Source organism: Spiroplasma endosymbiont of Agriotes lineatus, from assembly GCF_964019485.1.
In the GTDB taxonomy this organism is placed as follows: Bacteria; Bacillota_I; Bacilli_A; order Mycoplasmatales; family Nriv7; genus Nriv7.
The window spans coordinates 799,171-811,135 of sequence record NZ_OZ026448.1 but is presented as its reverse complement, the minus strand read 5'-3'; the positions used below and the strand labels follow the sequence as shown (position 1 = coordinate 811,135).

Below are 11,965 nucleotides of genomic sequence, written 5' to 3'. Positions count from 1 at the left end.
GATTATGATTCAAACTGAGTCTCAATTAAGAGTCGCTGATAATACAGGAGCAAAAGTGATTTTAGTAATTCGGAACTTAGGTGGTTCGGTGCGTAAATTTACAAGTGTTGGTGATGTTATTGTTTGTTCAGTTAAACAAGCAACACCAGGGGGAGCTGTTAAAAAAGGGCAAGTTGTTAAAGCTGTTATTGTTCGTACTAGAAAAGCTGTCCGCAGAAGCGATGGTACATATATTAAGTTTTCGGAAAATGCGGCTGTTCTTATTAAAGATGATAAAATGCCGAGAGGAACAAGAATTTTTGGTCCAATTGCTAGAGAAGTAAAAGAAGCAGGATTTAATAAAATTGCTTCTTTAGCAACTGAGGTGATATAAGATGATAAAAATAAAAATTAAAAAAGGTGATCAAGTAGTAGTTATTGCTGGTAAACACCGTGGTTTTAAAGGGCCAGTTACTAGTATTTTAAAGAAAAAAATTCGTGTAGAAATTGAAGGCATTACAATTAAAAAAAACCAAAAACCAACCCAAAATGATGAGGGGGGAATTAAAGAAATTCCTGCAAGCATTCATCTTTCCAATGTTGCTTTACTAGATAATAAAGATAAAAATAAAACAACTAAAATTAGTTATGAGATTAAAAATGGTAAAAAATATCGGATTGCTCGTAAAACCAAGACAAGAATTTAATTTAAGGAGTTAAAATTTGATGAATCATTTACAAAAACAATATCAAGATGAAATCATTCAAAAAATGATGCAAGAATATAATTTTACTTCTACAATGCAAGTTTCTAAAATTATCAAAGTAGTTGTTAATGTTGGTATTGGTGATGCTGTTAGTAATAGTAAATATATTGAAATAGTAATGCGAGAATTATACTTAATTACGGGACAAAAGCCAGTAATAACTAAAGCAAAAAAATCAATTGCTAGTTTTAAGTTACGAGAAGGAATGCCAATTGGGTGTAAAGTTACTTTACGGGGTACTAAAATGTATGATTTTCTTTATAAATTATTTAATATTAATTTACCTCGGGTTCGTGATTTTCGTGGTCTAAATAAAGCGGGTTTTGATAAACACGGTAACTATACATTAGGAATTAAAGAACAATTGATTTTTCCTGAAATTGATTACGACAAAGTTGTAAAAACTAGAGGAATGAGTATTACTATTGTAATTTCTAGTAATAATCAAAATGAATCATTTTCTTTACTAAAAAAAATGGGTGCACCATTTAAGAAATAGGAGAGGAAAGAAACTGATGGCAAAAAAATCACTAAAAGTAAAACAATCAAAAACTCCTAAGTTTGCAGTTCAAACATACACTCGTTGTCAAAATTGTGGTCGGCCAAGGTCAGTATTAAAAAAGTTTCAATTATGTCGCATATGTATTCGTGAATTTGGCAATAAAGGGCAAATCCCCGGGCTTAAGAAAGCTTCATGATAAGGATAAGGGAGGTAGTTAAAGTATGATGACAGACCCAATTAGCGATATGCTAACAAGAATTCGCAATGCTAACCAACGACAATTTAAAAAGGTAAGCATTCCGACTTCTAATATAAAATTGCAGATTGCTCAAATTTTAAAAGAAGAAGGGTATATCATCAATTTTAAAATTAATGAGAAACCCAAAGATGGAACTCATAGTAAAATTGATATTTTATTGAAATATAAAGCAGGCCAAAGGGTAATTTGAGGTTTAAAGAGAATATCTAAACCAGGTCTTAGAGTATATGTTAAAAATAGTGAGATTCCAAAGGTTTTAAATGGTTTAGGAATTGCAATTATTTCGACATCACTTGGAGTTATGACTGATTCAAAAGCAAGAGAAAATCGTTTAGGTGGCGAAGTTCTTGCCTTTGTTTGATAGGGTGATAAATTATGTCAAGAATTGGTAATCGCATTCTATCTGTACAAGATGGTGTTGAAATAAATGTTGCAAAAAATAATATCATAACTATTAAGGGACCTAAAGGAACACTCAATAAACAATTACCACAAAAAATTACTATTATCGTTGAAAACCAAACGATTAAAACTATAAGACCGAATGAACAAAAGCATACTAAGCAATTACACGGAACTACTAATTCATTGTTAGAAGGAATGTTAACGGGGGTTACTACTGGTTTTAGTAAAAGATTATTAATTAATGGGGTGGGATATCGTGCTAATATTCAGGGTGATAAACTAAATTTAAGTTTAGGGTTTTCACATCTGATTCAATATACTATCCCTGAAAAAATAACAGTTGTTTGTCCTAAACCAACAGAACTTATTATTTCAGGAATTAATAAAGAATTAGTCGGACAAGTAGCAGCTGATATTTGTGCTTTTCGACGAATAGAGCCGTACAAAATTAAAGGAATTCAATATGATAATGAATACATTATTCGCAAGGAAGGGAAATCAGCAGGTAAAGTAAATAGACAATAGTCTAAATTGGACGCATAAAGTTTTGTTAGGCAGGAGGTAGGAAAAGGTTTAAATAATTTTTAATGACAAGCAACGACAATTTAATTATCATTTTATTTAGAAAATAAATAATAAGATAAAATATTTAATATCAACAAACATAATCTCAATAAAAGGTTATAAAAACCAAGGAAAACGCTTATAAAAACAACATTAAAATAAGTTTTTACAACAAAAATCATACATAAAAAATATATACTTAATTTGAATATTAAAATAATTTATAGTAAATGATTATTTTTTATTTTTTTAAAAAATACCTAAGAAAACTAAACGCGACCGTCTAAATTTACTGTTAAAGGAGTTAAAAATGAAATCAAATCGCTATGAAGCAAGAAAAATTAGACATTTTCGCATTCGCAAAAAAATAAATGGCTCTGAATCAAGACCCCGGCTTAATATATTTCGTTCTAATAGGAATCTTTATGCACAAGTTATTGATGATAACCAGCACCAAACACTAGTTTCTTACTCAACTTTACAAATGGCAAGTAAGGGTAATTTAAATAAAGCTAATGCTGCCCTTCTCGGAGAAATGTTAGCAAAAAAAGCTTTAGAAAACAATATTACCACTGTTGTCTTTGATCGTGGTGGGTATTTGTATCACGGGAAAATTGCTGCTTTTGCGGAAGCCGCAAGAGAACATGGATTGAAATTTTAGTAGAGGAGAAGTATGTTAATGCAAGAAAAAAAAGATCAACAAAATTTAACGACATCACCAACTAAACATAATTTTGCTAATCAAGGTAGTAATGGTGAAAGAAATAAAAAACGATGAATTAAAAAATCAAATGCTAATTTTCAAAAACCAGTTGAAGAGTTTGAAGAAAAGGTTGTTAAAGTAAGAAGAGTAACTAAAGTAACTAAAGGGGGGCGAAATTTTCGTTTCTCAGTAGTAGTTATTGTTGGTAATCATAAAGGAAAGGTTGGTTTTGCTACTGGTAAAGCTAATGAAGTACCAGATGCTATTAAAAAAGCAGCAAAAGCTGCTAAGAAAAATACTTTTATGATTCCAATGGTGGGGGCCACTGTTCCTCATGATGTTATTGGTCATTATGGCGGGGGAAGATTATTAATTAAACCTGCTAGAAAAGGTACAGGAATTATTGCTGGTGGTCCGGTTCGGGCTTTAATTGAAGTATCTGGTGTTCAAGATATTTATGTTAAGTCATTAGGTTCTAATACATCACTTATTATGATTAGAGCAGCAATGGATGGTTTAAAACAAATGCGAAATAAAGAACAAGTTTATAGTTTACGAGAAATTAAAGAAAAAGTTAGTGAAAAATCACTAGTAAGGGAACAATAATTATGAAATTACATGAACTTAAATATACTGAAAAATCTCGTAAATATAAAAAACGCCTCGGAAGAGGAACATCTTCAGGGCATGGAAAAACCTCTGGTAAAGGTCATAAAGGTCAAAATGCTAGAAGTAATGGTGGTGTTCGTCCTGGATTTGAAGGTGGACAAACCCCTTTATTTCGTAGAATTCCTAAAATCGGTTTTACCAATTTTACAAAGAGACGATATGAAATTGTTAACTTAAGTGCTTTAGAACAATTGAATGTAACTGAAATTACACCACAAGTTTTAAAAAGCAAAAAATTAATTAATAGTGAAAAATCATTAGTAAAAATTCTTGCTAATGGTAAAATTAGTAAAGCATTAGTTGTTAAAGCCCACAAGTTTTCAAAAGTTGCTAAAGATGCTATTGAAAAAGCTAATGGTAAAACCGAGGTGATTTAATAGTGATAACAACCATTAAAAAATTTTATCGTAATAATAAAGATATTTTATTAAAATTAGCTTTTACATTATTGATTTTATTTATTATTCGTTTAGGAGCATTAATTACTGTTCCGGGTGTTAATGTAAATAAAAATCTTAATGAATCTAATAAGGATTCAAGAGAATTTTTTAATTTAATTGCAATGTTAGGTGGCGGTTCTATTGATCGATTTTCACTTTTCGCTTTAGGGTTATCACCATATATTACTGCTTCTATTATTATCCAATTATTATCTACTGATTTAGTTCCGGCATTGTCTCGTTGAGCCAAATCAGGAGAAAAAGGGAAACGAAAATTAAATTCATTAACTAAATGATTAACACTGCCATTTGGAATTATGCAAGGTTTTGCAACAATTATGACCTTAGCACAACAAAAAATTATTAGTCTTAAATGGCAAGAAGCAGAGGCTGGAAATATTGCCACATCAGCAGTGTTTTATTATATTTTGGTACCAACACTGCTTTTAGGAGGGACATTCTTAATTCTTTGACTAGCTGATCAAATTACGATTCGCGGGATTGGTAATGGCGTTTCTTTAGTTATTTTTGCTGGAATTGCTTCTAGTTTACCATTTAATATTGCTAAAACTTTTCAATTTTGAGTTGGTAGTCAAAGCGAAGCAATAGTGGTTTTTAGTGGTTTTTTAAAGTTTTTACTTTATATGGTTGGATTTCTTTTAGTAATTTTAATGGTTGTATTCTTTGCTGAATCAGAAAGAAGAATCCCGATTCAGCAGACGGGGGGCGGGTTAGCTTTAAAAAATGAAAAAGCACCGTATTTGCCGTTAAAAATCAATTCAGCTGGCGTGATTCCTGTGATTTTTGCTTCAGCAATTATAACAGCACCTTTAACAATTGCTCAAATTGTTAAAGCTAATAATCCCGAAGGAACAGGGTTTACTAATTTTACAGAGGCTTATTTAGCATTAGATTCATGATCAGGAATGAGCATTTTTGCGATTTTAATTATTCTCTTTACTTTCTTATATTCACAAGTACAAATTAATCCTGAACAAATGGCAGAGAATTTTCAAAAAAATGGCACATTTATTCCTGGAATTCAACCAGGAAAAGAAACGGAGAAATATATTAAATCAACTTTAAATTGCTTAAGTAGTGTAGGGAGTATCTTTTTAGCTTTTGTTGCCATATTACCAACATTAATTTCTAAATTAACAAATTTACCGCCAATGTTAGCAATTGGAGGTACAGGAGTTATTATTATGGTTGGTGTTGCGATTGAAGTTATTCGTCAGGTTCAAGGGCACCTGACCCAACAATCTTATATTCAATTTAAAAGGGATAAAAATCAAAGTAAAAATATATGATAAAAGAGAGTGGTATTTAAAATGAATTTAATCTTTTTAGGAGCACCCGGAAGTGGTAAGGGAACCCAGTCACAAAAGTTATGTGATGCATACCGTTTGATACATTTGTCAACAGGAGATATTATTCGCCAAGCGATAAGAAATAATTCACCATCAGGATTAAAAGCTAAAGAATATTTAGATGCAGGAAAATTAGTACCAGATGAACAAGTAATTAATCTTGTACAAGAAACCATTGATAATTTAACTGAAGACTTTATTCTTGATGGTTTTCCAAGAACGCTTAAACAAGCTCATGCGTTGCAAGAGATTTTAGAAAAAAAAGAACAACAAATTGATTTTGTTATTTATTTAGAGGCTGATTTAGAACATTTAATTGATCGGATTACCAATCGCTTAGTTTGTCCAACTTGTAATCGAACATATAACAAATTAATTAATAAACCTAAAATTGAGATGCAATGTGATGATGGTGCATCATTAATTCAGCGGGATGATGATACGAAGGAAAAAGCTAAAATTAGAATTCAAACTTATTTGAATGAGACTTTACCATTAGTAGAATATTATCAAGAAGAATCCTTATTACATGTTGTTGATGCTAATCAATCAAGTAAATTAGTATTTAATGGTATTAAAAGTATTTTAGATAGTGTGTAAAATAAATGGTTACTGTTAAAAATGAGTTAGAAATTAAAACAATGCGTGATGCGGGAAAAGTAGTTGCTAAAATATTAGCTGAAGTTAAAAAGGCAATTATTCCCGGAATAAAAAAACGCGACCTTGATACAATAGCAGCAAGAGTGTTAAAAGAAAATAATGCTAAAACAGCTTTTAAAGGTTATTATGGTTTTCCTAATCATATTTGTGTTTCCATTAACAATGAATTAATTCATGGGATTGCTAATAATCAAATTATTAAGACAGGTGATTTAGTATCAATTGATGCTGGCGCTGTTATTGATGGATTCTTTGCGGATGCCGCAATTACTGTTGGCGTCGGTCAAATTAAAGCAGAGTATCAAAAGTTAATTACTGTAACGGAAGAAGCCTTAAATAAGGCAATGACAATTATTGCTCCGGGTGTTAGAATTGGTAGTATTGGAGCAACAATTCAACAATTTGTTGAAAAACAAGGGTATCATTTGCCAAAAAATTATACGGGTCACGGGATTGGTAAACAATTACATGAAGACCCGCATATTCCTAATTATGGTAAATATGACTATGGTTTAAAACTAGTGACAGGAATGACAATTTGTATTGAACCAATGGTACAAATTGGTACTGATCAAACTAAAGTTTTAAATGATAATTGAACAGTTGTGTCCCTTGATGATACATATTCAGCTCATTTTGAACATACAATTCTAGTAACCGAAAATGGATATGAAGTTTTAACTGCCAACACACACTCAATAGAAGAAGGTAATTAAATGACTGCCAAAGAAAAAGAAACTAAAAATATCATTGAAGTGGAAGGGATTGTTATTGAATGTTTACCTAATACTGAGTTTAAGGTAAAGTTAGAAAACAATGCAGTTATTTTAGCTCACGTTTCTGGTAAAATTCGCATGAATTTCATTAGAATTTTACCAGGTGATAAAGTAATTATTGAACTTTCTCCGTATGATTTAAAACGTGGGCGAATTATTTATCGTAATAAGTAAAAAAATAAAAATAGTAAAAGGAGACAAATTAAATGAAAGTAAGATCATCAATTAAAAAGATTTGTGATAAATGTCAAATAATTAATAGAAAAAAATGTGTGCGAGTAATTTGTAAAACCCCAAAGCACAAACAAAGACAAGGTTAAAAACAGGAGGTTAAATATGGCAAGAATTGCAGGAATAGAAATCCCTGATGATAAAAGAGCTGTTGTTGCTTTAACATATGTTTATGGGGTTGGTTTATCCAGTGCTCAAAAGATTTTAAAACAATGTAGTATTGATGAAAATATTCGTGTTAAACAATTAACAGAAGAACAATTAACAAATATTAGAGCAGAAATATTGAAAGATTATAAAGTTGAAGGTGAGTTACGACGCGAAACCCAATTAAATATTAAACGATTAATGGAAATTGGTTCTTATCGTGGTATTCGCCATCGTAAAGGTTTACCAGTTAATGGTCAATCTACTAAACAAAATGCAAGAACAGCAAAAGGACCGAGAAAAATAGTTGCTAATAAGAAAAAATAGTAAGAAGTGGGGGTAACACGATGGCAAAAGTAAAAAAAGTTGCAAAGAAAAAACAAAAAAAGAATATTTTAAAAGGAATTACTCATGTTCATGCAACATTTAACAATACAATTATAACAATGACTGATGAATTAGGAAATGTTATTGCTTGATGTGCGGCTGGTGCAATTGGTTTTAAAGGAACAAAGAAATCAACTCCTTATGCTGCGCAAATGGTAGCAGAACAAGTTGCTAAGGCATCAATGGAACATGGAATGAGAACGATTGAAGTTCAGTGTAAAGGACCTGGCCCAGGAAGAGACGCCGCTGTTAGAAGCTTACAAGCGGCTGGTCTGGAAATTATAAGTATTAAAGATGTAACACCAATTCCTCATAACGGGTGTCGCCCCCCTAAAAGGCCAAGAGGTTAATAAATGAAACAATTTGTTAGACCAAATTTTAAATTACAAACTGAAAATACTAGTAAGAATTTCGGTTGCTTTATAGTAGAACCATTAGAAAGAGGATTTGGTAATACTATTGGTAACGCTTTACGAAGAACTTTATTAGCGGCAACACCAGGAGCTTCAATTTATGGTGTTAATATCAAAGGGGCTAGTCATGAGTTTTCAACAATTAAAGGAGTTGTTGAAAATGTTGCTCAAATTATTTTAAATTTAAAAGGTATTATTTTAAAAATTGATAGTGCTGTCTTTAAAGAAGAAGAAAGTGTCTTATTAAAAGTAGATGCTTTAGCTGGTGAAGTATTAGCATCAATGATTATTTGCCCGATAGGAGTTGAAGTATTAAATGGTGATTATTTAATTGCTACTGTTGCTAAAGGTGGTAAATTAGAAATGACAATGTATGCTCAAAATTCTCGTGGTTATAAATCATTTGATGATAATAAACGATTAATTACTAATATTGGTATTATTTCTATGGATTCTAATTATTCACCAATTGTTAATGTTAAATATAGCGTTGAACCAACTAAAGTTGGAAAAAGCGCTGATTTAGAACAATTATTTTTAGAATTAACAACCGATGGTTCGGTTACTCCAGTAGAAGCAATTGCAATTGCTGCGAAGATTTTAATTGCTCATTTAGAACATTTTGTTAGTTTAAGTGAACAAGCACAATCATTAGAAATTATTTCTATTTCTGAAAAACAAGAAACAGATGAATTAGAAAAAACAATTGAAGAATTAGACTTAACAGTTCGCTCATATAATTGTTTAAGACGAGCAGAAATTTTTACTATTGGGGATTTAACTAATAGAACAGAAAATGATATTTTAGCAACGAAAAATTTAGGAAGAAAATCCTTTATTGAAATTAAAGACAAATTATTAGCATTAGGGCTAACTTTTAAACGAGAATAAAGGGAGGAACAAAATATGTCATTTATTCAAAAACGCGGTAAAAATACTAGTTGAAGACAAGGATTAATGCGTAATTTAGCAACAGAATTAATTGTTCATGAAAGATTGCTCGTAACTGAGAAACGAGCTAAAGAATTAAGAAAAACAATTGATAAATTAATTACTTTAGCAAAAAGACAAGATTTACATGCCAGAAGACAAGCATCAAGTATTTTACGAAATATTGATGTTAATGAAACAGAAACGGTTTTACAAAAACTATTTACTGATATTGCTAAACGATATAATAAAAGATCTGGTGGTTATACGAGGCTTTTAAAAACTGACGACCGTAGAGGCGATAATGCACCAATGGTTTATATTGAGTTAGTTTAAATTACAAATCAAATTAATAATCTCATATTTAATTGGGCGCATAAAGTTTTGTTAGGTAGGAAAAATATTTGAATAAGCATTAAGACAGTCAGCAATGATTTTCTTTTCATTTTATAAGACGTTAAAATTTAATTTGTTCTTTGAAAATTAAATACAAGTGAATTAATAATGTTGGTATGTATTAAAGCACGATAAATTGTGGGTGGTTGCCATAACCAAAAGAAGTTTTACCAGTTAATAGATAACATCCTATTAGCTATAGCAATTTGTTTCGTTTTGCAATAAAAAAATGAATGGGGTGGATGGGTGGATTTCCTAAAAATATACACGCTATTAAATTAATTCCAAGAGCGGGATGCGGATATTAAAGTGTAAAAATTTCTATATAGGGAGATACTAAGTTTAAAATTATTAAAATCTTTATCTAATAAAAAAACAAAATTTACTAACAAAACTTGTTAAACACTTAAATCTGCGATATATAAGTGTTTAAAAAACTAAGTTAACTAACTTAGTTAAATATAACTTAGTTTATCTATAAGAAGGGTAATTTATTATGAAAAACATTGAAAACATTTTCTTAAGTACTAAAAAATATCTCTTAAAAGAAACGCAAAACGCAATGCTTATTAAAGCCCCAAAAATTCCGTGATTTAATGAACAAATCGGCATTTGGTTTCCAAAACGATTTGTTTATAAAGGAAAATATGAAAATTCTATTTGCATCGGAATAATAAAAGATAGTAAATATCAAATAATTTCAATTAATCAAAAACAAAATGAAACAAAATTAATTAAGGGGCAAGAATTATTAATCTTCTTCATTGCCGAAAAAGAAAACAACAAAAAAGATATAAATTATAACTATTTTAAAGGAGTTTAAAAATGAATATTGCGATTGGACTAATATTTATTATTATCAGCATCATGCTATTGGCATATTTTACTTATAAAATTTATGTCAAAATAAAAATTAAAATTAAATATAAAAAGAGGCTGTCCAATTAACTGTGTCTCTAAGTAATTAACTTAAATTCACTCTGTTCTCAAATTTTATCATTAAATGTGAAATTGCACTAACTACCCCAATTTTGAATTGGTATCGTTCATTTCTTAACCATATTTTGAAATGCTAAATAAAATATTTTAAAAACTGATGCGTCATTAGGAAAAATCTTTTTATTCTTAGTTGACTATTAACAGACTCTATTGTATTAGTTGTATAAATAATTCTCCTAAATTCTTGAGGATATTCAAGAAAAATTATTAAATTATTTCAGTTATTTTTTCATGATTTAGTAATTTGTGGATACTTTTTATTTCATTTTTCAGAAAAATGAAATAAAGCAACCAACGATATTTCTTCATTAATTGCTGTATAAATTGATTTTAAATCATTAGCTACAAGTTTGCGATCTTTGTAAGGAACAAATTTTAAACTATTACTAATTTGATGAACAATGCATAATTGGTGCTGTGTTTTTGGAAAAACAGCTTCTATTGCATCAGACATTCCTGTTAAATTATCACTATAAGCAACAAGAATATCTTGTAAGCCGCGATTTTTCATTTCCGTAAAAGGATTTTATATTTAGTCAAAATTTGGTTCCCTCATTCTCGCTAATTCACATTCCTAAAATATCTTTTAAACCATTTAAATTAATTCCTAAGGCAAGATATACTGCTTTGTTTATTATTCGTTTATCTTGTTCTACTTTAACAACAACAATACAATCAAAATAAACAATCGGATAAATCTTCTCTAAAGGTTTAGTTTGTCACACTCTAACTTCTTCAATAACATCATCAGTTATTTGATTAATTAAACTTTCTGAAATTTCTGTTCCGTGATAGAATTCTTGTAATTGTGCTTTGATATCAGAAATTGTCATTCCTCTTGCATATAAAGAAATTACTTTTTGATCAAAGTTATCAAATTTTCTTTGTCTTTTTGAAATAATTACTGGTTTAAAAGTACTATTTCGATCTCGTGGTACATCAATTACGATTGAACCATTTTTAGTAATAATGGTTTTTGGTGTGTTGCCATTTCTTTTATTATGATTCTCATCAGTTTCAAGATGATCTTTAATTTCTGCATTTAACATTCTTTCAGTTAATTTTTTGATAAATTCCTGAAAAATAGTATTGCCTTTAAATAAATCTTGTGGATTATTAATATTTTCTAAAAAATAATCAGCAACTTTATCAATTGTATCAGAGGAAGTTTTTGCTTTTTTATCATTTTCTGTTCTCTTTCTTTTAAGTATAATTCAGGATGAATTATCGAGACACAGAATTTTGAACAGACTCATATAAAATTAGCTGATTGTTTTACTTCTTCAAAGCAATACCTAAGAAAACTAAACGCGACCTATATTTAATTGAGATTATTTTTTGTTGTTGCAATGTATGATAAAATATTGT

General features: G+C 29.7%; 20 protein-coding genes and 1 pseudogene. 20 read left to right on the top strand and 1 reads right to left on the bottom strand.

Annotated elements, in window-relative coordinates; all coding sequences use genetic code 4:
• Positions 1–4: 4 nt before the first annotated feature.
• The 20 genes from rplN (at position 5) to AACK93_RS05155 (ending at position 10,546) form a co-directional block, all read left to right on the top strand.
• Positions 5–373, top strand: coding sequence for a 50S ribosomal protein L14 (gene rplN / locus AACK93_RS05250; protein WP_339024028.1), 369 nt, complete (start codon positions 5–7; stop codon positions 371–373).
• A gap of 1 nt (position 374) precedes the next feature.
• The gene (gene rplX / locus AACK93_RS05245) at positions 375–686 is read left to right on the top strand and encodes a 50S ribosomal protein L24 (RefSeq protein ID WP_339024027.1); all 312 of its coding nucleotides are present in this window, start codon (positions 375–377) and stop codon (positions 684–686) included.
• A gap of 19 nt (positions 687–705) precedes the next feature.
• On the top strand, positions 706–1,245 hold the full coding sequence (gene rplE, locus AACK93_RS05240) for a 50S ribosomal protein L5 (protein ID WP_422398190.1): 540 nt from the start codon (positions 706–708) through the stop codon (positions 1,243–1,245).
• A gap of 16 nt (positions 1,246–1,261) precedes the next feature.
• On the top strand, positions 1,262–1,447 hold the full coding sequence (locus AACK93_RS05235) for a type Z 30S ribosomal protein S14 (RefSeq protein WP_339024025.1): 186 nt from the start codon (positions 1,262–1,264) through the stop codon (positions 1,445–1,447).
• Positions 1,448–1,469: 22 nt separating this feature from the next.
• Complete coding sequence (gene rpsH, locus AACK93_RS05230; RefSeq protein ID WP_339024024.1) at positions 1,470–1,871, top strand: 30S ribosomal protein S8; 402 nt, start codon at positions 1,470–1,472, stop codon at positions 1,869–1,871.
• An 11-nt stretch (positions 1,872–1,882) separates the two neighbouring features.
• Positions 1,883–2,437 (top strand): 50S ribosomal protein L6, encoded by a 555-nt coding sequence (gene rplF / locus AACK93_RS05225; RefSeq protein WP_339024023.1) that lies wholly within the window; start codon positions 1,883–1,885, stop codon positions 2,435–2,437.
• A 349-nt stretch (positions 2,438–2,786) separates the two neighbouring features.
• A complete protein-coding gene (gene rplR, locus AACK93_RS05220) occupies positions 2,787–3,137 on the top strand; it encodes a 50S ribosomal protein L18 (protein ID WP_422398170.1) in 351 nt (116 codons plus the stop codon).
• Between the two features lie 18 nt (positions 3,138–3,155).
• Positions 3,156–3,785: a 30S ribosomal protein S5 gene (rpsE, locus tag AACK93_RS05215; protein WP_339024022.1), complete on the top strand. Its 630-nt coding sequence runs from the start codon at positions 3,156–3,158 to the stop codon at positions 3,783–3,785.
• Between the two features lie 2 nt (positions 3,786–3,787).
• Complete coding sequence (gene rplO, locus AACK93_RS05210) at positions 3,788–4,225, top strand: 50S ribosomal protein L15 (RefSeq protein WP_339024021.1); 438 nt, start codon at positions 3,788–3,790, stop codon at positions 4,223–4,225.
• A gap of 2 nt (positions 4,226–4,227) precedes the next feature.
• Positions 4,228–5,601, top strand: a complete 1,374-nt coding sequence (secY, locus tag AACK93_RS05205) for a preprotein translocase subunit SecY (protein ID WP_339024020.1) — start codon at positions 4,228–4,230, stop codon at positions 5,599–5,601.
• Positions 5,602–5,619: 18 nt separating this feature from the next.
• Positions 5,620–6,258 carry an adenylate kinase gene (locus AACK93_RS05200; protein WP_339024019.1) on the top strand — a complete coding sequence of 213 codons (639 nt, stop codon included), beginning with the start codon at positions 5,620–5,622 and terminating at the stop codon, positions 6,256–6,258.
• A gap of 5 nt (positions 6,259–6,263) precedes the next feature.
• Positions 6,264–7,034, top strand: coding sequence for a type I methionyl aminopeptidase (gene map / locus AACK93_RS05195; RefSeq protein WP_339024018.1), 771 nt, complete (start codon positions 6,264–6,266; stop codon positions 7,032–7,034).
• Complete coding sequence (gene infA, locus AACK93_RS05190) at positions 7,035–7,268, top strand: translation initiation factor IF-1 (protein WP_339024017.1); 234 nt, start codon at positions 7,035–7,037, stop codon at positions 7,266–7,268.
• A gap of 32 nt (positions 7,269–7,300) precedes the next feature.
• On the top strand, positions 7,301–7,414 hold the full coding sequence (gene rpmJ / locus AACK93_RS05185; protein ID WP_339024016.1) for a 50S ribosomal protein L36: 114 nt from the start codon (positions 7,301–7,303) through the stop codon (positions 7,412–7,414).
• Between the two features lie 16 nt (positions 7,415–7,430).
• Positions 7,431–7,799 (top strand): 30S ribosomal protein S13, encoded by a 369-nt coding sequence (gene rpsM / locus AACK93_RS05180; protein ID WP_339024015.1) that lies wholly within the window; start codon positions 7,431–7,433, stop codon positions 7,797–7,799.
• A gap of 20 nt (positions 7,800–7,819) precedes the next feature.
• The gene (gene rpsK, locus AACK93_RS05175) at positions 7,820–8,209 is read left to right on the top strand and encodes a 30S ribosomal protein S11 (protein WP_339024014.1); all 390 of its coding nucleotides are present in this window, start codon (positions 7,820–7,822) and stop codon (positions 8,207–8,209) included.
• Positions 8,210–8,212: 3 nt separating this feature from the next.
• Positions 8,213–9,163, top strand: coding sequence for a DNA-directed RNA polymerase subunit alpha (locus AACK93_RS05170; RefSeq protein WP_339024013.1), 951 nt, complete (start codon positions 8,213–8,215; stop codon positions 9,161–9,163).
• A gap of 15 nt (positions 9,164–9,178) precedes the next feature.
• Entirely contained in the window at positions 9,179–9,538 is a 360-nt protein-coding gene (gene rplQ / locus AACK93_RS05165; RefSeq protein ID WP_339024012.1) for a 50S ribosomal protein L17, read from the top strand.
• Positions 9,539–10,094: 556 nt separating this feature from the next.
• Positions 10,095–10,421, top strand: a complete 327-nt coding sequence (locus tag AACK93_RS05160; RefSeq protein WP_339024011.1) for a hypothetical protein — start codon at positions 10,095–10,097, stop codon at positions 10,419–10,421.
• Between the two features lie 2 nt (positions 10,422–10,423).
• Positions 10,424–10,546 (top strand): hypothetical protein, encoded by a 123-nt coding sequence (locus AACK93_RS05155; protein ID WP_339024010.1) that lies wholly within the window; start codon positions 10,424–10,426, stop codon positions 10,544–10,546.
• A 16-nt stretch (positions 10,547–10,562) separates the two neighbouring features.
• Here the strand turns inward: AACK93_RS05155 and AACK93_RS05150 are convergent.
• Positions 10,563–11,808, bottom strand: a pseudogene (locus AACK93_RS05150) (IS256 family transposase).
• Positions 11,809–11,965: the final 157 nt, after the last annotated feature.